This is a genomic window from Dyadobacter sp. NIV53 (genome assembly GCF_019711195.1).
Classification (GTDB): domain Bacteria; phylum Bacteroidota; class Bacteroidia; order Cytophagales; family Spirosomataceae; genus Dyadobacter.
In genome coordinates, this window is record NZ_CP081299.1 from 3852501 (window position 1) to 3875000 (window position 22500).

A 22500-nucleotide genomic window follows, 5' to 3' on the forward strand; every position below is an offset into this window, starting at 1 on the left:
CGCTGGTGAACCGGTTGTCACGCCAGTGGCATGGCCGGGTAGCTATGTGGGGAATAGATAAGCGCTGAAAGCATCTAAGTGCGAAACTAGCCTGAAGATGAATCTTCCACATAAGGGTCGTTGTAGACTACGACGTTGATAGGCTGCAGGTGTACGTGTGGAAACACATTCAGCCGAGCAGTACTAATTACCCAACAGCTTAACGCATAACATCTTTTTATTCTTGTTCTCTTCTGCTTCCAATATGACATGAAAAGGAAGTTTATGAGCCAAAAGTTTATAAGTTCATGAGTTAAAAATACTCTAAACTTTGAACTACTAAACTCTGAACTCCACTCAAAGATCTTGTTGGTGGCTATTGGCCCGGACGGTGCGACGATTCGCTTCACATCTTCCCAATCCAATGTCACAAATTAAACCAACAGAAAATCTTGTTGGTGGCTATTGGCCCGGACGGTGCGACGATTCGCTTCACATCTTCCCAATCCAATGTCACACATAAACCAACAGAAAATCTTGTTGGTGGCTATTGGCCCGGACGGTGCGACGATTCGCTTCACATCTTCCCAATCCAATGTCACACATAAACCAACAGAAAATCTTGTTGGTGGCTATTGGCCCGGTGTTCACCTCTTCCCATCCCGAACAGAGAAGTTAAGCCCGGAACCGCCGATGATACTTGGGTCAAACCTGGTAAAGTAGGTAGCCGCCACAATACCATTAAACGAAGACCATCTCTAAAGGATGGTCTTTTTTGCGTGCTTAAGGCCGCGCCCCGTGTTGAGCGCAACTCCGACCCAACAGAGAAGTCAAGCGGGGCTGCCTAAGCGGGGCTGCCTAAGCGGGGCTGCCTAAGCCCGCAACCGCCGATGATACCGCGCCACGCAGGCTTGGATTAGGCATCCCCGATCAAACCTGGTAAAACAGGCGCGCCGCGCAGGCTAGACGCCACAATACCATTACATACACAAGCCATCCTTTTGAGTTGTTCTTTGTTGTTTACCCCCTTCCGGCACGCGTATTCCCGGCCTGCGCCCCCCATGTTGAGCGCAGAAGTTAAGCGGGGGCGCCTAGCCGGGGCACCTAGCTTGTGCGTAAGCCCGGTCGGAACCGCTGTCCAGCCCCCATTACAGGCAAATCCCACTCCGGATAAAGACGGCTCTTTTGCGTTAGTGAGTATATCATTTATTCAACAGGAGAATGAACTTACTTCTATATTGATTTCAACTTATTTTAAATTTTTAGGTCTTATCGCTTGAAATTCTTAAATCTCTTTTCCTATATTTGTAATTAAGAATAATTACTTGATAAAGGTAATTTTAACTGAATCATGAAACATACATTAAATACTATTGGTTGGTGGCGCGCACGTCTTAACAGGATGGACGAGTAAGCTATTGCATGGTATAAAATGAAATATACTTTCCTTACGGCTCGCTGTCCTCCTGACAGCGAGCTATTTTTTGTTATTTATATCAAATTTCACGATGATCATCTCCAATAAAACCTATTCTATATCAACTCGTTATAAAAAATTACTAGCTGATACGCTTACACCTGTTTCTATTTATCTGAAACTTCGTGACCGCTTTGTAAATACAATACTTCTAGAAAGTTCGGACTATCATGGAAATGAAAATTCATTTACATATATCTGCTGTGATCCCGTAGCATCCTTCAAGCTAAACAACAACGTTGTAACAACGCTTTTTCCTGATGGGCAAAATGAAACTTTTGAATTATCCACTCCAAAAGATGCTGTGCAGGCTTTGTATGGATTTGCACAAAGTTTTATTTCGGAAAAACAAAAATTCCCATTTATAACAAATGGCCTGTTTGGTCATATGACCTATGATGCTGTTACTTATTTTGAAGATATAAGCATTCAGCCAGCAAATGCTGAAACAGAAATTGATCAGATTTTTTATCAGGTTTATCGCTATGTTATCGCTATTAACCATTTTAAAAATGAACTATATATTTTTGAGCATCAGTACGGAGAAAATAGTGAAGAAAGCGGACTGGATCAAATAGAAGCTTTAATTAAAAACAGGAATTTTCCCAAGTACGACTTTAAGATTACTTCTGAAGAAACTTCAAACGTTACCGACGATGAAATGCGAGAAGTTATTCAAAAAGGCATTGACTATTGTTTACGCGGAGATGTATTCCAAATTGTTCCTTCCAGGCGTTTCAGCAGGGATTTTCAAGGAGATGAATTTAATGTATACCGTGCTTTAAGATCGATCAATCCTTCACCTTATTTGTTTTATTTTGACTACGGAAATTACAAAATATTTGGTTCGTCTCCTGAAAAGCAAATATTTATAAAAAACGGACAGGCTGAAATCCACCCTATTGCAGGTACATTCCGCAGAACAGGTGATGATCAGGCTGATGCAGAAGCTGCGCAAAATCTTTTAAACGACCCAAAAGAAACTGCTGAACATGTAATGCTGGTAGATCTTGCAAGAAATGACCTCAGCAGAAGCTGCGATGCGGTAAAAGTTACCAATTACAAAGAAGTTCAGTATTATTCTCATGTCATTCACCTGGTTTCGAAGGTGGTAGGAAAAATGAACGAAGGTGTAAATCCTCTTCAACTGGTTGCAGATACTTTTCCTGCAGGAACACTTTCCGGCGCCCCGAAACACAATGCAATGAAACTCATTGATCAGATGGAGACCAGTAACCGCAGTATTTATGGCGGAGCAATAGGCTTTATGGACTTCAATGGAGATTTCAATCATGCGATAGCAATCCGTACGTTTTTAAGTAAAAACAACACCTTATTTTATCGTGCAGGAATGGGGGTAGTAGCCAAATCAATTGTAGAAAGCGAATTGCAGGAAATTAACAGTAAACTCGCAGCATTAAGAAAAGCCATTGATTTTGCAGAAGAAATTTAAAAAACCATCGGCCGACAGCTAAGAACATCGGTGTTCCAATTAATCTAATGCCACAGATCAAAATATACGGTTTAGAAGAGTGTTTGAAACCGAAAAGGGAATTACTCTCCAATGTATTGCATTCATGCATTGTGGAAGCATTTAAATACCCTCTGGACAAAAGCGCTCATCGATTTTTTTATCTTGATCAGAAAGATTTTTATTACCCGCAAGGGAGAAGTAAACAATATACAATCATAGAAATTTCTCTTTTTGAAGGACGATCCATAGAATCGAAAAGAATGCTATATAAATTGATTTTTGAACGATTTGAAAACGAAATGGGTATTTCTGCTAATGACATAGAAATCACATTAACTGAAACTCCCATTTACAACTGGGGCATTAGAGGAAAATCGGCAGATGAACTATTATTGGATTATCAGATCCGGATTTAGACAGAAACGATTTAATACAAAAATGCACATCACAGATTATTGCTAATAGCTAACAGCCAATCAATATGAAAATTCTTGTTATTGACAATTACGATTCTTTCACTTATAATCTGGTATATATCCTGCGTGAACTTCACGGTGATGTGGATATTTTCCGTAATGATAAAATTACGCTGGAAGATGTAGGTAAGTATGATAAAATACTTCTTTCTCCTGGTCCGGGTATTCCTTCCGAAGCTGGCATCTTACAGGATGTGGTACGCGAGTACGGGTCAACAAAGAGTATATTGGGCATATGCCTCGGACACCAGGGAATTGGCGAAGTTTATGGTGCGAGCCTGGAAAATATGACTGACGTATTACACGGAATCAGTGATACAGCTTTTGTTACAGACTCTACGGAAAGGATTTTTAAAGGCTTGCCTTCTGAAATCAAAGTGGGCCGGTATCATTCCTGGACTGTTATTCCTGAAACATTTACTGAAAACATGACCATAACAGCACTGGATGAAAAAGGCCGGGTAATGGGTCTTTCCCATAAAACTTATGACGTAAAAGGATTACAATTTCATCCGGAATCTGTATTGACGGAACATGGAAAAGAAATGTTGCAAAATTGGCTTATTGGTTAAATCCTTTAACAAATAAGTAATTCATAATAAACAGACAACGTTCTCACTTAATTAATGAAAGCCATTCTCAACCATCTTTTCGAGTATAAAGTTTTAAGTAAACAACAATCCAAGGAAATACTCATCGGAATTAGTTCAGGACAGTATTCAAATTCTGAAATAGCATCCTTTCTCACGATTTATGCCATGCGCAGCATAACAGTTGAAGAACTGGAAGGATTTCGTGATGCAATGCTGGAAATGTGCCTTGCGGTCGATCTTTCCGGATATGATCCTATTGATGTATGTGGAACCGGAGGAGATGGAAAAGATACATTCAACATTTCTACACTATCCTGTTTTGTGGTAGCTGGCACCGGACAGCATGTTGCCAAACATGGTAATCATGGTGTTTCTTCGCTTTGCGGTTCATCTACTGTCCTGCAATACCTGGGAGCAAAATTTACCAATGACAAGAGTATTCTAGAACGTCAGATTGCTGAATCAAAGGTTTGTTTTTTACATGCTCCATTGTTCCATCCTGCTATGAAAAATGTTGCTCCTGTAAGACGCGAGTTAGGCGTTAAAACCTTTTTCAATATGCTTGGACCAATGGTCAATCCGGTCTCTCCCCAAAAACAGCTGGTAGGGGTGTTCAGTCTTGAATTAGCACGTCTTTTTGCTTATCTTTACCAACAAACCGATAAGCAGTTTTTAGTTCTTCATACCTTAGACGGCTACGACGAAGTGTCATTAACAGGAGCTTTTAAAATCATTTCCGCTCATACAGAGCAAGTTTTGAATCCATCTCATTTGGGATTGGCAACATTACGCCCGGAAGATCTTTCAGGAGGAGATACGGTTGAAGCCTCTGCCAGGATTTTTATGGACGTACTGAATGACGAAGCTACTTTTGCTCAAAAACAGGCTGTTATAGCTAATGCCGGGTTGGCTTTACATTGTGCAAATCCGAAACTATCACTAATTGAAGCAGTAGCCACGGCTAAGGAATCCCTTGAGAGTAAAAAAGCACTGAAAAGCTTTAAAACATTGATGGAAATATAATAATGAGCCCTGATCAACGGCATGAAGTAACTCCTGGTTATGTCTTTCCTGAGTTTAGTTTAAATATTGCAGATATTTTTAAAGATTGATGAATATATTAGAAAAGATTGTTGCGCGTAAGCATGTTGAAGTAACAGAAGCAAAAAAGCAAAAATCCATCTCCGACCTGGAAAAGGAAGAATTGTTTTCGCGCGCGACTGTTTCATTATCCGCTTCTTTAAAATTTGCAATTTCTCCTCAGATCATTTCAGAATTCAAGAGAAAATCTCCTTCCAAAGGAATTATTAATCCTTTGGTAAATCCGGAAACGGTTACAGCGGATTATGTAAATGCAGGCGCTGCAGCACTTTCGGTACTTACTGATATTGATTTTTTTGGCGGATCGTTTGACGATTTTTTAAAAGCGAGAATGGCCAATCCTGCAATACCGATGCTGCGCAAAGATTTCATTATTGATGAATATCAGCTTTTTGAAGCAAAATCCATAGGTGCAGATGTTATTTTATTGATAGCAGCTTGTTTGGAACCCAGGGAAATTGAAGCATTAAGCAAGACAGCACAATCACTTGGACTGGAAGTATTGCTTGAAGTCCATAATTCTGAAGAGTTAAAAATAAGCTTGTTTGATAGTGTTGATATAGTGGGAGTTAACAACAGAAATCTCAAAACATTTGAAACTTCTATTGAAACTTCCATTGCTTTGAGTGAACAGATCCCCGATTCTTTTGTTAAGATATCAGAAAGCGGGTTAAAAGATGCCGAAACCATTTTGCATTTATATAAATATGGATACAAAGGTTTTTTAATTGGCGAAACGTTTATGAAAACAGTAAATCCGGGAGCCGCACTTGCAGATTTACAAAATGATATCTCTCAACTTAGTAATCCAAATTTTTTGGCTTTATGAAAATAAAAGTTTGCGGAATGCGTCAGCAGGACAACATTGAGGAATTAGCTGCTTTGAAGCCTAATTTTATAGGGTTTATTTTCTACGAAAAATCGCCCCGTTTTGTTGGTGAAGAATTAAATGAGGAATATGTAAAATCTATTCCGAAAAATATTAAAAAAGTAGGTGTTTTCGTAAATGCAAATCCTGGCTATATCCTTAATATGGTGAAAAAATACGATTTGCAATATGCCCAGCTACATGGAAATGAAATGCCGGATATATGCAGAAGCTTACGACAGAAAGGAGTTAATATTATCAAGGCATTCTCAATTGACGAAAATTTCAATTTTGCTATGCTTAATAACTACAAATCTTTTTGCGACTTGTTTCTGTTTGATACAAAAGGAGATAAGCCAGGTGGTAACGGTGTGCCATTCGACTGGAAATTACTGAGCAAATACGATAACGAAAAACCGTTTTTCCTGAGTGGCGGTATAGATTTGGATAATATCGAAACAATCATTGAGCTGTCTAAAAAAATGCCTGTATATGGCATTGACGTAAACAGCTTGTTTGAAACCGAATCTGGTGTTAAAGATATTGCCAAACTGGAAAAACTATTTAGTTTAATCAGAGTAAAAGAACAGGAAGAAGCGGCAGCTTAAATATACTTAGCATGGAAGCAATAGCAGAAAAAAACTCGTTTCAGGTTAATAGCAACGGATATTATGGCACTTTTGGTGGCGCTTTTATTCCCGAAATGCTTTATCCGAATGTAGAGGAGTTACGTGAAAATTACCTTCAGATCATTGCAGATCCTGCTTTTCAAAAAGAATACAACGATCTTCTTCGTAATTACGTTGGAAGGCCTACACCTTTGTATAAAGCAAACAGGCTTTCAGAAAAATATGGTACAAATATCTTTTTGAAGAGAGAAGATTTATGCCATACCGGAGCTCATAAAGTAAATAATACAATTGGCCAGATATTGGTTGCAAAACGTCTTGGAAAGCAGCGTATTGTGGCTGAAACGGGTGCCGGGCAACATGGTGTAGCCACCGCAACAGTTTGTGCCTTAATGAACCTTGAATGCATTATTTACATGGGAGAACTGGACATTGAACGTCAGGCGCCCAATGTAGCACGGATGAAAATGCTGGGTGCTGAAGTAAGATCAGCAACCTGTGGTTCTAAAACGCTGAAAGATGCAACTAATGAAGCCATGCGTCACTGGATCAATAATCCTGTTGATACGCATTATATCATTGGTTCTGTGGTGGGTCCTCATCCATATCCCGACATGGTAGCACGGTTTCAGTCTGTTATTTCAGAAGAAATGAGATGGCAGCTGAAAGAGCAAACCGGCAAAGAAACACCCGATTATGTCCTAGCATGTGTAGGAGGAGGAAGTAATGCGGCAGGTGCTTTTTATCATTTTCTGGACGATGAAGATGTGAAACTTGTAGCCGTTGAAGCCGCAGGGCAGGGATTAACATCAGGACATTCAGCCGCCACTACTGCTTTGGGTAAACCAGGCGTTCTGCACGGAAGCCGTACTATTTTAATGCAAACGGAAGACGGGCAGGTTACAGAGCCGTATTCAATATCTGCCGGCCTGGATTATCCTGGAATTGGCCCGCAGCATGCTTACTTGTATGATAGCGGTCGTGGTACTTTTTTATCGGCAACGGATGAGGAAGCAGTGGAAGCCGCATTTGAATTAACACGACTTGAAGGAATCATTCCTGCTCTTGAATCTTCACATGCACTGGCTGTGTTAGGCCGCTTGGGTGCATCACTGAAGGAAACAGTAGTAGTAAATCTTTCCGGCCGTGGTGATAAGGATATGGCTACTTACATGAAATATATTGATTTATAAAACACATAAATTTGGAACACTTATGACGGCTACATTAACATTACCAGAAGTATTTGACGTTCGTCTTAAAATTCAGGAACTGGAAGCAAAAGTAGCATCCGGAGAACTTTCGTTGTTCGAAAGATGCGATATGGAAGACGAAATTCTTGAACTAAAAGAAAAATTAGGAGAATTTGACCGCTTGAAATTCAGCGATGAGGGCGAGTGTATCAACTGCTCAGCTTAACACAATACTTTAAATTCCTTATTTTTTATTTTTTTCAAAAATTATCCTAATTCTCAAATGAACGTAAAGCTCCTTTTTATTGCCGGTATGCTATTATTTGGATCAATGGCATTCGCATCACCTAACACCAAAGCACCAAAGAAAATGCTCCGTCATGTTGTTCTTTTTAAATTTAAAGATTCTGCTACTCCGGCACAAGTGAAGGAAGTAGAAGACGCGTTTCGCAAACTGCCTTCTCAGATTAAGGAAGTTAAGGGATTTGAATGGGGAACTAACAATAGCCCGGAAGGACTGGCACAAGGATTTACACATGCATTTTTTGTAACCTTTGAAAGCGAAGCCGCACGTGAAGTTTATTTGCCTCATCCTGCACATAAAGCTTTTGTAAAAGTGCTGGAACCACATTTGGATAAAGTATTAGTAATTGATTACTGGACACAGGAATGAACCGCATAACAAGCCTTTTTCAGAATAGGTCTGAGATTGATACTACCGGACTTCTTAATGTATATTTTACAGCAGGATTTCCGCAACTTGACGATACACTGAAAGTATTGACTTCCCTACAGCAGGGCGGTGCAGATCTGGTAGAAATCGGTATGCCCTATTCTGACCCTGTTGCTGATGGTGAAACTATCCAAAAAAGCAATGATCAGGCTCTGGAAAACGGAATGAGCGTAAAAATTCTTTTTGATCAGCTAAAAGAAATGCGCAAAACCATTACGGTTCCTGTTTTGCTGATGGGATATGTTAATCCGGTACTGCAATTTGGTATGGAGAATTTCTGTAAGAAATGCGCTGAAATAGGCGTAGACGGATTAATTCTGCCTGATATGCCTATGGACGTATATCTGAGTGAATATAAATCCATCTTTGATTCTTATGGTATTCTTAACATTTTTCTTGTAACACCGCAAACCTCAGAAAAGCGTATCAGGCAGATTGATAGTATAAGCGAAGGATTTATTTATACTGTTTCATCTGCAAGTGTCACCGGCTCTAAAATTGGCGTTAGTGATGATATGGAATCCTACTTCGACCGGCTTAATGCAATGAACTTGAAAAATCCGCGTCTGATAGGTTTTGGAATAAAAGATAATGCTACTTTCACAAAAGCATCTGCCTATGCAGAAGGGGCAATTATTGGAAGTGCTTTTATCCGGGTTTTACAGGAAAGTTCAGATCTGGAAAATGATATTAAAACATTTGTAAGTCAGGTAAAAGGGAAACCTTTAGATACTGTCTTGGCTTAGCAAATTTTAAATCTTTTAAAAAGAGCAGAGCTTATGGTTGTACTCTTTTTAATAGAATAAAGTATTTTACAAAAGAATGCCGGCACCAATTACAAGAAAACAACCTCAACCGGGTTGTTTTCTTAGTTTTAAGGATCGTACTTATTATTTTGCGATTCATTACCATCTCAATGTGCAATATTATACCTGCTGAATATCTTCATTTTCTCGATAGTTTTCGTTTATAAAAGTCATATTTTGATTATATTACTTCGTTTTAGGTATGTCAAAGTAAATCGTACTTTTTAGACTAACCGATACGTTATAATAGCCATAAGGATTTTATCAAAAACATATATGACTCCTTTCACACCGGCAATGGAAGGCCTGTTGCTACGCATTCAGGAATACCGTCAGAAATACTATCAGAATCAACTGTTGAAAGGGCTTATCTTTTCAATTGCTCTTTTATTAACGGTTTATTTGTTCTTCAATACCCTCGAATACTTCGGACGGTTTAGTTCGGCAGTAAGGGGAATGTTGTTTTTTGGTTTTTTAGCTATTCTGGCATTTTCTTTCTTTCAATGGGTTATTCAGCCTTTAATCCATTTATCGGGCCTTAGAAAGCCGATATCCGACGAAGAGGCTGCCATGCAGATTGGTTCTTACTTTCCTGAAGTCGGCGACAAGCTTGTGAATACTTTACAGCTTCGTAATCTCTCCGGAACACAATCGGACCTGATAGAAGCCAGTATCCGGCAAAAATCCGCTCAGCTATTAATTGTGAAGTTCTCAGATGCTATTAAATTTAATGAGAACAAAAAATGGATGCGTTATGCCATTTTTCCTATCGCTGTTATTGCCGTTATACTACTTTTCAACCCATCTTTTTTCACTTCCAGTTCCGACCGTATCATCCATTTTCAAAAGAATTATACCTACGCACCATTTTCCTTTATACTTGAAAACAAAAGCCTGAAAGCATTCCGGAATGAGGATTTTGTATTAAAATTAAAGTTGAAAGGTGAAGCCCTCCCGCAGTCCGTTTACCTTGTACAGAATGGAACGCGCTTTAAACTGGATCAGAATGCTAATAATAATTTCTCCTACACATTTAAAAATTTACAGCGAAATGTAGCCTTTTCATTCGATGCAGCAGGTTTTGTTTCTGATGAATATAAAATTACGGTTGCAGAACGTCCCTCATTGCTTTCTTTTGATGTCAATTTGCGTTACCCGGCTTATCTGAACAAACCTGCCGAAGGCTTAAATAATGTGGGTAATTTGTCGGTACCCGAAGGCACAGACATAGAATGGAATTTTAATACATCTTCTACCAATTCTCTGGGCATACGCTTCGAAAATGATTCCACCTTATACAAAGGCATAGAAAATAATGACGGCCATTTTGAAGTTCGCCGCTCTGCACGTCGTTCTGCACAATACCAGGTTTTCCTGAAAAATAATGAAACAAGTAATGCTGACAAGATAGGATATTATATCAATGTTATTCCGGATAAATTTCCTGTACTGAATCTCGAAAATTTCCGTGATACGACACTTTATAATTATCTGGTTCTGGGGGGCTCAATCAGTGATGATTATGGATTTTCGCAGTTAAAAATGTTTTATTCAGTCCAAAGAGAAAATGATAAAACGCCTTCTCAGCCTAAAAGTATTTCAATTCCTTTTAACAAAACGGTTAATACACAAAGCTTTTTCTTTCAATGGTATGTAGACAGCCTTCGTTTGGCTCCTGGTGACAAAATTGAATACTATGCTCAGGTTTGGGACAATGATGGCGTAAACGGAGCAAAAAGTACCCGTTCCCGTTCTATCCAGTTTACCGTTCCCAATAAGGATCAGATGGAAGCGGAAATAAAAAAATCGGAGCAGGAAACAGAAAACCAGATCCAGTCTGCTATGAAAAAAGCACAAAGCCTGGAAAAAGATTTGAATAACCTGGATAACAAGTTAAAAAGCAATAAGGAACTTGATTTTAAGGAGCAGAAACAAATTGAGGAAGTATTAAAAAAACGTGAAGAACTGATCAAAGAATTACAGGCTTTACAAGAAAAGCACCAGAATCAAAACGAAAAATCCAAACAGTTTAACCAGCAAAGTCCTGAGCTGCAAAGCAAAATTGACCAGCTTCAAAAACTGATGGATGAGTTGATGGACAAGGATACCGACAAATTGTACCAGGAATTAAAAAAACTTCTTGAACAAAAACAAAGCGAACGAATGTCCTCCATGATGGAAAAACTGAAAAATAAGGAGCATAATCTTGAAAAAGAACTGGAACGTACCATGAAGCTTTTCAAGCAAATGCAACTTGAACAAAAAATGGAGAACCTTTCAGAAAAGCTAAACGAACTTGCTGACAAGGAAGATAAACTCGCCGATAAATCTCAGGAAAATGATAAAAATAAAAATTCGGAAGACAAAAAAGGCAAGAACGAAGAGCTGAAAAAAGAGCAGGAAAAAATACAGGAGGAGTTTGAAAAGGCAAAAGAAGACACCAAAGAAGCAGAAGAGCTGAGCAAAGAACTTGAGCAACCAATTGACCCGCAAAAAGAAGAACAGAAAAATGCCTCGGAGCAAATGGAAGAGAGTAAGAAGGAGCTAGACAAGCAACAGAATTCCAAAGCTTCACAAGCTCAGAAAAAAGCAGCGCAGTCCATGAAAAAAATGTCAAAGTCCATGACGGAACAAATGGAAGCCGCGGAGATGGAACAAATGCAGGAAGATCTGGACGCGCTCAGGGATATTCTCGAAAATCTGATCACATTGTCATTCGACCAGGAATCGCTGATGAAAGATTTTCGCGGAGTAAATTTACAAGATCCGAGATTTATCAAACTTGGCCAGCAGCAATTGAAACTGAAAGACGATGCAAAAGTTGTTGAAGATAGTTTGTATGCATTGGCCAATCGTGTTGTTCAGATACAATCCTTTATTACCCGTGAACTGAATGATATGAAATCGTATATGGATGAAAGCGTTAAGGGTATAAAAGACCGCCAAATTAATGTCGCAACTGCTAAACAGCAATTTGCAATGACATCCATGAATAATCTTGCATTGATGTTAAGTGATGTATTTAAACAAATGCAGGAACAAATGGCCATGGCAATGCCTGGCAGCGGAAAGGGGAAAAAGGGGAAACAAAAGGGAGAACAGCAGGGCATGGGGGAAATGCAGGAAAAACTGAACGGTCAGATGAAGCAGCTTGGACAAGGTAAAGAAGGGCAAGGCAACAATTCTGAACAACTTGCACGTATGGCTGCGGAACAGGCTGCAATCCGTAAAATGATCCAGGATCTGATGGAATCACAAAAAGGGACAAAAGTTGGACAGCAATTCAGTAAGGAACTGCAGGATATTACTGAAAAAATGGATGAGACTGAAACGGATCTTGTCAATAAAAGGATAACTCCTGAGCTTATTAAACGTAATCAGGAAATCACTACCCGGCTATTGGAATCTGAAAAAGCGATGAAAGAACAGGACGAGGATGAACAGCGTAAAGCACAGGCTGCTAAGCAAACTCCACGTCAGCCTCCCGCTGCATTTGAGAAATATGTAAGAGAAAAAGAAAAACAAACAGAATTGCTTCGTACTATACCGCCTACTTTTTCACCGTTTTATAAGCGTGAAGTTGATACATATTTCCGTAAATATCAGGCTACTAACTAATTACCAGCTATCGTTAATTTAAGTTAATGCGTATAGGATTGCTATTCTGATACGTTTAATTTGCAGAAGTTATGCAAAACAATAAGTTAAATGAACGGTATTCAGATACTTACTATCTTTGCCGTTTATTTAGCGTTGCTTTAACTTGTCCTGTTATACTATATACGTAACAGTTCAAATAAACTTATTTTACGATCTGTATGCTTAAATTCTTCTCTGAGGAGACCTCCTTTAAACAACCTCACCCTATAAAAACATCAAAATGGATCAAAACTATCTCAAAATCAGAAGGTTATGAAATAGGTTCGCTCAATTATATATTTTGTTCCGATGATTATTTGCTTGAAATCAATAAACAGTATCTAAACCACGATTACTACACCGACATTATTACTTTTGATAATAGTGAAGAAGAAGGGAAACTTGAAGGTGATATTTATGTTAGTATTGACAGAGTAAAGGAAAACTCGGAAAATTTGAGTGTAGATTTTGAAACAGAACTTCGCAGGGTTTTAATACATGGGCTTCTGCATTTGATTGGTTTTGAGGATACTGATGAGAATTTAAAAAGTGCAATGAGATCAAAAGAGGATGAGTGTCTTCTTCAGTTTTAAAATATTTCCACGTGGAACATTTTTCATTTTTGTAAAATGCTTCACAAATTTAAAAGTGAATAATAAATATTATGTTTCCAGAATATGATGTGATTGTAGTAGGAGCAGGCCATGCGGGTTGTGAAGCAGCAGCAGCGGCAGCAACGATGGGTTCCTCTGTATTACTCGTCACAATGAATATGCATACTATTGCACAAATGTCGTGCAACCCAGCAATGGGTGGAGTAGCAAAAGGACAGATTGTAAGAGAAATAGACGCACTTGGCGGACAGTCAGGAATTGTAAGTGATAAAACCATGATCCAGTTCCGAATGCTTAATTTATCAAAAGGCCCCGCCATGTGGAGCCCGAGATGCCAAAGCGATCGTGTACTATTTGCACAGGAATGGCGCAGTATTTTAGAAAATAATCCCAACGTCGATTTTTGGCAGGATACGGCTAAAGAAATTCTGCTGGAAAATGGAAAAGCTTGTGGCGTTAAAACCAGTCTGGGAATCGAAATAAAATCCAAAGCTGTAATTCTTACAAACGGGACTTTTTTGAATGGGCTGATTCATATTGGTGAAAAAAACTTTGGCGGAGGAAGAACCGGAGAAAAAGCAGCAACCGGCATTACTGAACAACTGGTAAGTCTAGGATTTGAATCAGGCAGAATGAAAACAGGAACACCGCCACGTGTAGACGGACGGTCACTTGATTATTCAAAAATGGAAGAACAGCCGGGAGACAAAAACCCCAGTAAATTTTCTTACACCGATACAAAACCATTAATCAAACAACGGAGCTGCTGGATTACTTATACCAATTCAGAAGTACACGAAATTCTCAGAACCGGATTTGAAAAATCGCCGATGTTCTCAGGAAGGATTAAAGGAATAGGTCCAAGGTATTGCCCATCTGTTGAAGACAAAATCAATCGTTTTGCAGATAAAGATCGTCATCAGATTTTCGTAGAGCCCGAAGGTTGGGATACCGTAGAGGTGTACGTAAATGGTTTCTCAACTTCTTTACCCGAAGATGTCCAGTATGCTGCTTTACGTAAAATACCAGGATTTGAAAATGCAAAAATGTTCAGGCCTGGATACGCAATTGAATACGATTATTTCCCACCAACACAATTAAAGACAACACTAGAAACACACCTGGTAAAGAACCTGTTTTTTGCCGGCCAGATTAATGGAACAACCGGATACGAAGAAGCGGCTTGCCAGGGACTAATGGCCGGAATCAATGCACACAGAAATGTAAAAGATCTCACTCCGTTTGTACTGAAAAGATCCGAAGCCTACATTGGCGTTCTAATAGATGATCTGGTTAATAAAGGTACAGAGGAACCATACCGGATGTTTACTTCCAGGGCTGAATACAGAACACTGCTTCGGCAGGACAATGCAGATATACGCTTGTCAGAAAAAGGATTTGAAATTGGACTGGCGAAAGAGGAGCGGGTAATAAATGTGAGAAAAAAGATCAAAGATGTTGAAGAAATTATTTCTGCTTTTTCACAAACAAAACTTACACCTGAAGAAATAAACGGAGGCTTGGAATTACTAGGAACCTCACCAATAAGAGAGAAAAGTACATTGACTCAATTATTGAAACGTCCCCAAATTTCAATCGAACAATTATCAGAAGCAAGCCCGGTTGTGGCTGGTCTTCTTGAAAAGTATGGATCCGATTCCTTACATCAGGCAGAAATCCATCTTAAATATGATAGTTATATCGAGAAAGAAATGTTGCTAGTTGAAAAAATGAATCGTCTGGAAGATCTTAATATTATAGATAATTTCAACTATGACGTTGTAAGTTCTTTATCCTATGAAGGAAGGGAAAAACTTAAACGTACAAGGCCGGGAACCATAGGACAAGCCTCAAGAATCAGTGGTGTCAGCCAATCTGATATTTCAGTATTAATGCTTTTTATAGGACGATAAATGCCATTAGAAACACTCAAAGATTGTCCGGTTTGCCACGCTTCAAGTTTCAGTAATTACCTGAACGTGGAAGATTATACAGTATCGCATAAAGAATTTACTATACAACAATGTAATTCCTGCTATTTTCTGTTTACCAATCCACGCCCCTCACAAGAAGAAATTGGAAGGTATTATCAGTCGGATGAATACATTTCTCATCATGATGAATCCAAAAATATGATGAGTAAAGTATATACATCAGTTCGGGATTATACCATAGGAGGAAAAGTGAAAATGATCAATTCACTTTCCGGAAAGAAAGGAACACTGCTCGATATAGGATGCGGAACAGGTAATTTTATTCAGGCGTGTAAAGAAAACGGCTGGAATATAACTGCAACCGAACCCGATAATGGAGCCAGGGACATAGCAGAAAAACGGGTAGGAGAGTACATTTTTGAAACAATTAATGATAAAAATCTGGAAGGTAAATCATTTGATATTATCACACTTTGGCATGTTCTTGAACACGTTCATCTGCTAAATGAAACCGTTGACTGGCTGGCAAAACATCTGAATCCGGACGGAAAAATTATCATTGCTGTTCCAAATCCTCAGTCACATGATGCCGAAAAATACGGTCGTTTCTGGGCTGCATATGATGTTCCCCGGCATTTATACCATTTTACAAAAACTACGATGAAAAACCTGATGGGATACCACGGTTTAAGCGTAGTCAGGGTACTTCCAATGTGGTTTGATTCCTTTTACGTCGGAATGCTTAGTACTAAATATAAAAACAAGGGAATTAATCTTTTCGACAGTATCAAAACCGGCATTGTTTCGAATTTAAAAGGCCGTTCTGTAAAACCGGAAGGAATGAATACATCCAGTCTGATTTACATTATTAAAAAGAAATAAACCGTCTTCTACAATCTATAACCAACCCTCAATACAGTAATTACGTATTGAGGGTTTTATTTAATTACAGTAATGATAAAAACAATTTGCTTCGCTATTCTTTGCTTAATAGTATTTGGTCGTTGTGCCCAGGTCGTATCCCCGACAGGTGGTAAAAAAGATTCTATTGCACCCAATCTAACGGAAAGTATTCCAGTTAATAAAACTCTCAATTTTAAAGAAAACAAGGTCGAGCTCTATTTCGATGAATATGTAATCGTTGACAATATAGCTTCCAAACTAATCATTACTCCGGAAGCAGATAATCCTTATACCTATAAACTCAACGGAACATCCGTAGTACTAAATTTTAAAAAAGAAATTTGCAGACAGCACCACTTACACGCTCAATTTCGGTGATGCAATTAAAGACTTTGCAGAGCGTAATCCGGCAAAAAATTTAAAACTGGTATTTAGTACCGGAAGTTCTCTTGACTCCGGACGTGTTTATGGCGTTGTAAAAGATGTAAAAACCAATAAACCTATACTTGATGTACTGGTAGGGTTATATCATGTAAGTGATACTTTAAATACCGCTAAACAAAAACCATATTACTTTTCCAGAACAGACAGCAGTGGAATATTTAGTATAGAAAACGTAGAAATTAAAGACTACCGCCTGATTGCAATTGATGATAAAAGCAGAAACATGCTTTTCAATGCTAAAGATGAACGAATTGGTTTTCTTACTAAACCAATCAATGCCGGATCCGATTCGCTCAACTATCAAATCAGCATGGCATTATCAGATAATACACCGTTAAAAGTACAGCGGACTATTCCTAAAGTTAATAATTACACAGTGGTATTTAACAAGGCAATAGAAAAAATCAATGTAACTTTTACGAATAAAGATTCTCTTCCATATTTACCTGAAAATGGAACACAGATAAAATTCTTCAACGTTCAGCCTCATCCCGATTCTACATTTATTAAAATATTGGCTATTGATTCACTTGGTAAATCAGAAACTTTCAATCAAAAAATAGCTTTTTTACCACAACGCGGAAAAGAAAGGCAGCGTGATCAGTTAACGATGAGTTCGAAGCCGGAACAGAATAAACCATTGTCATCTAACTTCACATATACCCTATTATTTAACAAACCGATACAGACAATAAACGACCAGAATATTAGCCTGGTTACAGATAGTCTCACACACGAAACACTTAATAATTTAAAGTGGAAATGGAATGTATATCATAGTGAACTAACAATCACGGCTCAGTCATTTGCCAAAGACAGTATCAAATGGGAAATACCAAAAGGAAGTATCATTAGTGTTGAGGGAGATACATTACCCAGAATTTTATTAAAACACCCTTTGTTAAATGAAGAAAATTATGGAATAGTACATGGCAATGTTATTAATGCAGATACTTCTACCCATTTTATTGTAGAGCTGCTTGACGAGCAGTACAAAGTCTTCCATTCAGTTTATTCTTCACCTTACACTTTTCGTCAAATTCCACAGGGAAAATATTTTCTGCGCTTAATTCTTGACATTAATAATAACAGGCGGTGGGACACTGGCCAGATTGATGAAGATATTCAGCCGGAACCAATTATTTACCTTCCCGAAAAAATACTTATCAAAAGCAATTTTGAATTAAACGATGTCAACATAAGCATTCCAAAAGCAAAATAGTAAATTTTGTTGTGCACTTTGTGTGGATAACTATGTGTATAACCTCAAATTTCTGTGCATAAAACAGGAAATTTTGTTAACAATTGTGTGGATAACCCTTATTCTATGTGGATATAGTTTCGGTTGGCGATCTAAAGTGTATAACCTGCATCTATAAATAAGTTAACACCTCGTTAATACACTGTAGAAAGTGTGGATAATAATTTAAGCTTTGAATTACAATTGTCCACAATGGATTGTATATAATTAAATTCCTATATTGTAAATCAGGATATTAAATGTGGATATTGAAATAAACTACTAGTGGATAAACCCACATACTTATCCACAAATTGTGGATAAGTATGTTAATCTTAAGTGGGAAACTCTTTTGTACACATATCCACAGCGCTAAAGAAGAAGATAAATAAACAATAATTTTTTTTATCTATTATGAAAAAGGTTTGGGGGCTAATTGTGATAGTTACTTTTCTTTCCGGGGCGGCGACGTTCGGGCAAAGCGAAAAAGAAATGGCAGAAGAGTATTTCAAAACAAATGACTGCGCAAAGGCAATGTCCTTTTACACTGCGATGCTGAAAAAGACTTTTGAAAGATCTGCCTTAAAAAATTATACAAGCTGTGTAATTAAAACAAAAACCTGGGGAGATGCAGAACAGTTTTTTAAAAAACAGGTAAAAAATGATGATGTTAATGCTGCGTGGTATTATATGTATTGGGCAACGTCGCTAAATGCACAAGGAAAGGTGCAGGAGGCTACTAAAAAGAATGAACTGGTACTTACCTCATCAGGAGGTAGAATCGATCTCAAAAGGGAGTTGTCTGATGAATACAGAGCTACGAGTCAACCAGAATGGGCAAGAGATATTCTGTTAGCTGCCAGAGATGGTGTGAAAAGAACTGATCTCTTTCAATTAGAGCTGGCAAGTGTTTACAGAGATTTGAATCAGCCTGAGAAAATGATTGATGAATTGCTGTCATATGGTACCCGGTATCAGAATACTGAAGTAGTTCAGAATATGCTTCAGGATTTTACAAAAGATGAAAAAGAACAGGCACTGCTTGAAAAGGTTTTGTATGAGAAAATTCAGAAATTCCCAAATGAAGGTTTTTATAATGAATTGCTGATTTGGTATCAAATTCAAAAAAAGGATTTTTATAAAGCATTTATTCAGGAGAGATCCCTGGACAAAAGATTCAAGCATAATGGTACCAGGCTTTACAACCTCGGAATGCTGGCTTTGCAAAATCTGGATTATGCCAATGCCGGAGCTATATTCGATTACCTGGTTAAGGAATATCCAAAAGGCCAGCTCTATCCTGTTGCACGCCGTATGGCCATATTTTCACGTGAGGAACAAGTAAAGAACACCTATCCTATAAACCGTAATGAAGTTGAAAAGTTACTTAGTCAATATCAGCAGCTGGTAGACGAATTGGGAATTAATGTCAGGACTGTTGAAGCTCTTCGTAACATGGCTATTTTAAACGCTTTTTATCTGGACAACTTTAAAAAAGCGATTCAAATATTAGAAACAGCCATAGAAGCAGGTAAACAGGAAAAGAATTTTATAGATAAATGTAAACTGGATCTGGGAGATATTTATCTGTTACAGGGACAACCCTGGGAGGCGACGTTGGTTTACTCTCAGGTTGAAAAATCTCAAAAGGATGATTTGTTGGGTTATGATGCCAAATTACGCAATGCTAAGCTACATTATTACAAAGGAGATTTCGTTTTGGCCAAGGCTGTTTTGGATATTTTGAAAAAAGCAACTTCGCGCGAAATTGCTAATGATGCTAATTCCCTGGGTTTACTGATTATGGATAACACCGGTTTGGATAGTTCTGAAACTGCTATGAAGGAATATTCAAATGTGGAGCTTCTAATTTTTCAAAATAAAAAGTATGCAGCGATCGACACATTAAAAAGTCTTTATAAAAAATATCAGAGCCATAGTTTATCAGATGAAATTTTATGGCTGACAGCTCAGACATATATGAAACTTGACAGCAACAAGCAAGCTTTGGCTACTCTGAAATTACTGACAGAAAAATACAGCGTTGATATTTTAGGAGATGATGCTTTGTATGCAACCGCAAAATTATATCAGGAAAAATTTAATGATAAAGACGAGGCCATGAAATTGTTTCAGGAACTGATGGAAAAATATCCCGGAAGCATTTTTGTTGCAGATGCAAGAAAAAGATTTAGATTACTTAGAGGAGATGTCGTAAATCAATAATTTTCTCATAAAACAAAAAAGAAGCCATTTCGGCTTCTTTTTTGTTTTATGAGAATTAAGTATTTGCGGTGGGCAATGCGGATGATTGCTTGTAATTAATTCTAAGGCGTTACGAAATGATATTTTATTGTTATAAATCATTCATTAGCAACATCTTAAAGTCATTAAACGATGGCTTCATTTTTATTGACACTTTTTCGATTGAAAGCAATGATTTAAGCCTTTCCGGTATGTCAATTGATTTACCAAGCGTTTCTTCTACTAAATCAATAAATTTTGCCGGATGAGCAGTTGAAAGAAATATACCCACAAAATTTCCACATGTTTCGAGACGATATTCCTGAAGACCTTTAAAAGCTATGGCCGTATGAGGACAAAGTACATAATTAGTATTTCCAAAAACTTCACGCATTGTTTTTTGCGTTTGTTCATCATCAAAATAATAACCTGAAATTTTTTCACGTACCAGATTCCAGTCGTCATTGAAAAAACGGGTCATGCGTATAAAGTTACTTGGATTACCTACATCCATTGCATTGGAAATAGTTTCGATAGAAGGTAAGGGTTCAAAAACTCCTTTATCCAAATATCGTGGCACAGAATTATTCAGATTTGTTGAAGCTAAAAATTGCTGAACTGGTAATCCCATCCGGTAAGCCAGAAGGCCCGCACTTAAATTTCCAAAATTTCCGCTTGGTACTGAAAATACTAAAGGCTTGTTTAATTTTTTGAGCTGCGCATAAGCCGAAAAGAAATAGAAGGATTGTGGAATGAGTCTGGCTATATTAATCGAATTTGCAGATGCCAGGTTAAATTTGGAAGTAAGTTCATTATCCAGGAATGCTTCTTTCACCAGTTTCTGGCAATCGTCAAAAGTACCGTCCACTTCTATGGCAGTTACATTATGGCCAAGTGTAGTCAACTGCTTTTCCTGAATATCGCTTACTTTACCACTCGGATAAAGAATAGTAACTGATATGCCCGGAACCTTGTAGAAACCTTGCGCAACTGCGCCACCAGTATCTCCGGATGTAGCAACCAGAATTTGTATTTCTCTTTGGGATCTTACTAAAAAATAAGACATTAAGGCAGCCATAAATCTGGCTCCAAAGTCTTTAAAAGCCATGGAAGGGCCATGGAATAACTCCAAGACATAATCATCAGGAGTAATTTGTACTACCGGAGCCTCAAAATCGTAAGAGCTCTCAATAATTTTTTCAATGTCTTTTCTTGAAATATCTTCTGCTAACAATGTGTAAGCTACTTCAATCGCAATATCCTTGAAAGATCTTGATTCAATCGTATTTAAAAAATCTGATGAAATCTGTGGAATGTGCTCTGGCATATAAAGTCCGTTATCCGGTGGTAAACTTCTAAATACCGCTTCTTCAAGAGAAGCTTTGAGCCCTTTGGTTTTAGTACTGTAAAATAGCATTATGTATAAAGTAAGATCGCTTGAATAATGCAAATTTAGTTAAAATACCTGCGGATGAGATGCATAAGAATCTAATTTGAGAAAAGTACATATCTTGCCGAAGGAAGAAAATTTAATATCTGAACAATCTTATGTCAAGGAGTTGTTGTTAGATAATTAACCAGCAACGAATAAACAGTTATTTGCTTTCATACTTAGGAGATAAAATATATTACGGTAAAATTATTTTAATTTAATTATTAACGATATGTCAAAAGGTATTTTTAATGTGCCTGTTGTAAAAAACGAGGTGGTAAAATCTTATGCTCCAGGTACTTCTGAGAGAAATATGTTAAAAAAGGCGTTGAGTGAAGCAAGATCAAAAACTATTGAAATTCCACAATATATAGGTAGTGACGAGGTTTTCTCACAAAATCGCCGGACAATAAATCCTCCTCATGATCACCAGCATATTTTGGGTTATTTTCATGAAGGTAACGAGGCAGATGTAAAGAAAGCTATTGAAGCGGCACTAGAAGCAAGAAAACAATGGTCAGTGATGAATTGGGAGCAGCGTGCTGCTATATTTTTAAAAGCAGCTGATTTAATAGCCGGGCCCTATAGAGCAGAGATCAATGCAGCTACGATGCTCGGACAATCAAAAAATGCCTATCAGGCAGAAATAGATTCTGCTTGTGAACTCATAGATTTTCTCAGGCTGAATATTAATTTCATGACAGATATCTATCGCCAGCAA

19 protein-coding genes and 2 rRNA genes (2 of these 21 running past the window's edge) are annotated in these 22500 nt (G+C 37.9%); 20 read left to right on the top strand and 1 reads right to left on the bottom strand.

Annotated elements, in window-relative coordinates:
- From KZC02_RS15655 to KZC02_RS15740, 19 genes are all read left to right on the top strand, one after another.
- A 23S ribosomal RNA gene (locus KZC02_RS15655) occupies positions 1-208 on the top strand; it begins 2615 nt to the left of the window's first position.
- A 395-nt stretch (positions 209-603) separates the two neighbouring features.
- Positions 604-715: ribosomal RNA gene (gene rrf / locus KZC02_RS15660) — 5S ribosomal RNA — on the top strand.
- Positions 716-1487: 772 nt separating this feature from the next.
- Complete coding sequence (locus KZC02_RS15665; protein WP_221389580.1) at positions 1488-2909, top strand: anthranilate synthase component I family protein; 1422 nt, start codon at positions 1488-1490, stop codon at positions 2907-2909.
- Between the two features lie 47 nt (positions 2910-2956).
- The gene (locus KZC02_RS15670) at positions 2957-3346 is read left to right on the top strand and encodes a tautomerase family protein (RefSeq protein ID WP_221389581.1); all 390 of its coding nucleotides are present in this window, start codon (positions 2957-2959) and stop codon (positions 3344-3346) included.
- Between the two features lie 65 nt (positions 3347-3411).
- Positions 3412-3978, top strand: coding sequence for an aminodeoxychorismate/anthranilate synthase component II (locus KZC02_RS15675; RefSeq protein WP_221389582.1), 567 nt, complete (start codon positions 3412-3414; stop codon positions 3976-3978).
- Between the two features lie 54 nt (positions 3979-4032).
- Positions 4033-5022, top strand: coding sequence for an anthranilate phosphoribosyltransferase (gene trpD, locus KZC02_RS15680; RefSeq protein ID WP_221389583.1), 990 nt, complete (start codon positions 4033-4035; stop codon positions 5020-5022).
- An 88-nt stretch (positions 5023-5110) separates the two neighbouring features.
- Positions 5111-5929, top strand: a complete 819-nt coding sequence (gene trpC / locus KZC02_RS15685; protein ID WP_221389584.1) for an indole-3-glycerol phosphate synthase TrpC — start codon at positions 5111-5113, stop codon at positions 5927-5929.
- Entirely contained in the window at positions 5926-6576 is a 651-nt protein-coding gene (locus tag KZC02_RS15690) for a phosphoribosylanthranilate isomerase (RefSeq protein ID WP_221389585.1), read from the top strand. The genes trpC and KZC02_RS15690 overlap by 4 nt, the downstream gene beginning before the upstream one ends.
- Positions 6577-6587: 11 nt before the next feature.
- Positions 6588-7790 (top strand): tryptophan synthase subunit beta, encoded by a 1203-nt coding sequence (gene trpB / locus KZC02_RS15695; RefSeq protein WP_221389586.1) that lies wholly within the window; start codon positions 6588-6590, stop codon positions 7788-7790.
- A 22-nt stretch (positions 7791-7812) separates the two neighbouring features.
- The gene (locus tag KZC02_RS15700; RefSeq protein ID WP_221389587.1) at positions 7813-8016 is read left to right on the top strand and encodes a hypothetical protein; all 204 of its coding nucleotides are present in this window, start codon (positions 7813-7815) and stop codon (positions 8014-8016) included.
- Between the two features lie 57 nt (positions 8017-8073).
- Positions 8074-8463, top strand: coding sequence for a Dabb family protein (locus KZC02_RS15705; protein ID WP_409014203.1), 390 nt, complete (start codon positions 8074-8076; stop codon positions 8461-8463).
- On the top strand, positions 8460-9269 hold the full coding sequence (gene trpA / locus KZC02_RS15710; RefSeq protein WP_221389588.1) for a tryptophan synthase subunit alpha: 810 nt from the start codon (positions 8460-8462) through the stop codon (positions 9267-9269). Before KZC02_RS15705 ends, trpA begins: the two co-directional genes overlap by 4 nt.
- A gap of 357 nt (positions 9270-9626) precedes the next feature.
- The gene (locus KZC02_RS15715; RefSeq protein ID WP_221395072.1) at positions 9627-12947 is read left to right on the top strand and encodes a DUF4175 family protein; all 3321 of its coding nucleotides are present in this window, start codon (positions 9627-9629) and stop codon (positions 12945-12947) included.
- Between the two features lie 200 nt (positions 12948-13147).
- A complete protein-coding gene (gene ybeY / locus KZC02_RS15720) occupies positions 13148-13561 on the top strand; it encodes an rRNA maturation RNase YbeY (RefSeq protein WP_221389589.1) in 414 nt (137 codons plus the stop codon).
- A gap of 71 nt (positions 13562-13632) precedes the next feature.
- Positions 13633-15495 carry a tRNA uridine-5-carboxymethylaminomethyl(34) synthesis enzyme MnmG gene (gene mnmG / locus KZC02_RS15725; RefSeq protein ID WP_221389590.1) on the top strand — a complete coding sequence of 621 codons (1863 nt, stop codon included), beginning with the start codon at positions 13633-13635 and terminating at the stop codon, positions 15493-15495.
- Positions 15496-16398, top strand: coding sequence for a class I SAM-dependent methyltransferase (locus KZC02_RS15730; protein ID WP_221389591.1), 903 nt, complete (start codon positions 15496-15498; stop codon positions 16396-16398).
- A gap of 72 nt (positions 16399-16470) precedes the next feature.
- Positions 16471-16797, top strand: coding sequence for an Ig-like domain-containing protein (locus KZC02_RS31850; RefSeq protein WP_229253615.1), 327 nt, complete (start codon positions 16471-16473; stop codon positions 16795-16797).
- Positions 16798-17086: 289 nt separating this feature from the next.
- On the top strand, positions 17087-18085 hold the full coding sequence (locus KZC02_RS31855) for a hypothetical protein (RefSeq protein ID WP_229253616.1): 999 nt from the start codon (positions 17087-17089) through the stop codon (positions 18083-18085).
- A 432-nt stretch (positions 18086-18517) separates the two neighbouring features.
- Positions 18518-20329, top strand: coding sequence for a tetratricopeptide repeat protein (locus KZC02_RS15740; protein ID WP_229253617.1), 1812 nt, complete (start codon positions 18518-18520; stop codon positions 20327-20329).
- Between the two features lie 130 nt (positions 20330-20459).
- On the opposite strand, the gene thrC is transcribed toward KZC02_RS15740, so the two are convergent.
- Positions 20460-21764, bottom strand: a complete 1305-nt coding sequence (gene thrC / locus KZC02_RS15745; protein WP_221389592.1) for a threonine synthase — start codon at positions 21762-21764, stop codon at positions 20460-20462.
- A gap of 247 nt (positions 21765-22011) precedes the next feature.
- On the opposite strand from thrC, the gene pruA reads away from it, so the two are divergent.
- Positions 22012-22500 carry the 5' end (the start) of an L-glutamate gamma-semialdehyde dehydrogenase gene (gene pruA, locus KZC02_RS15750; RefSeq protein WP_221389593.1) on the top strand. The gene runs 1146 nt beyond the window's last position, so only the first 489 of its 1635 coding nucleotides appear in the window; the start codon lies at positions 22012-22014; the stop codon falls past the right edge of the window.

Bases quoted from the DNA above. Each gene is read 5' to 3' on its own strand.
- KZC02_RS15665 (WP_221389580.1), top strand. From the start codon at position 1,488: ATGATCATCTCCAATAAAACCTATTCTATATCAACTCGTTATAAAAAA.
- KZC02_RS15670 (WP_221389581.1), top strand. From the start codon at position 2,957: ATGCCACAGATCAAAATATACGGTTTAGAAGAGTGTTTGAAACCGAAA.
- KZC02_RS15675 (WP_221389582.1), top strand. From the start codon at position 3,412: ATGAAAATTCTTGTTATTGACAATTACGATTCTTTCACTTATAATCTG.
- trpD (WP_221389583.1), top strand. From the start codon at position 4,033: ATGAAAGCCATTCTCAACCATCTTTTCGAGTATAAAGTTTTAAGTAAA.
- trpC (WP_221389584.1), top strand. From the start codon at position 5,111: ATGAATATATTAGAAAAGATTGTTGCGCGTAAGCATGTTGAAGTAACA.
- KZC02_RS15690 (WP_221389585.1), top strand. From the start codon at position 5,926: ATGAAAATAAAAGTTTGCGGAATGCGTCAGCAGGACAACATTGAGGAA.
- trpB (WP_221389586.1), top strand. From the start codon at position 6,588: ATGGAAGCAATAGCAGAAAAAAACTCGTTTCAGGTTAATAGCAACGGA.
- KZC02_RS15700 (WP_221389587.1), top strand. From the start codon at position 7,813: ATGACGGCTACATTAACATTACCAGAAGTATTTGACGTTCGTCTTAAA.
- KZC02_RS15705 (WP_409014203.1), top strand. From the start codon at position 8,074: ATGAACGTAAAGCTCCTTTTTATTGCCGGTATGCTATTATTTGGATCA.
- trpA (WP_221389588.1), top strand. From the start codon at position 8,460: ATGAACCGCATAACAAGCCTTTTTCAGAATAGGTCTGAGATTGATACT.
- KZC02_RS15715 (WP_221395072.1), top strand. From the start codon at position 9,627: ATGGAAGGCCTGTTGCTACGCATTCAGGAATACCGTCAGAAATACTAT.
- ybeY (WP_221389589.1), top strand. From the start codon at position 13,148: ATGCTTAAATTCTTCTCTGAGGAGACCTCCTTTAAACAACCTCACCCT.
- mnmG (WP_221389590.1), top strand. From the start codon at position 13,633: ATGTTTCCAGAATATGATGTGATTGTAGTAGGAGCAGGCCATGCGGGT.
- KZC02_RS15730 (WP_221389591.1), top strand. From the start codon at position 15,496: ATGCCATTAGAAACACTCAAAGATTGTCCGGTTTGCCACGCTTCAAGT.
- KZC02_RS31850 (WP_229253615.1), top strand. From the start codon at position 16,471: ATGATAAAAACAATTTGCTTCGCTATTCTTTGCTTAATAGTATTTGGT.
- KZC02_RS31855 (WP_229253616.1), top strand. From the start codon at position 17,087: ATGCTTTTCAATGCTAAAGATGAACGAATTGGTTTTCTTACTAAACCA.
- KZC02_RS15740 (WP_229253617.1), top strand. From the start codon at position 18,518: ATGAAAAAGGTTTGGGGGCTAATTGTGATAGTTACTTTTCTTTCCGGG.
- thrC (WP_221389592.1), bottom strand. From the start codon at position 21,764: ATGCTATTTTACAGTACTAAAACCAAAGGGCTCAAAGCTTCTCTTGAA.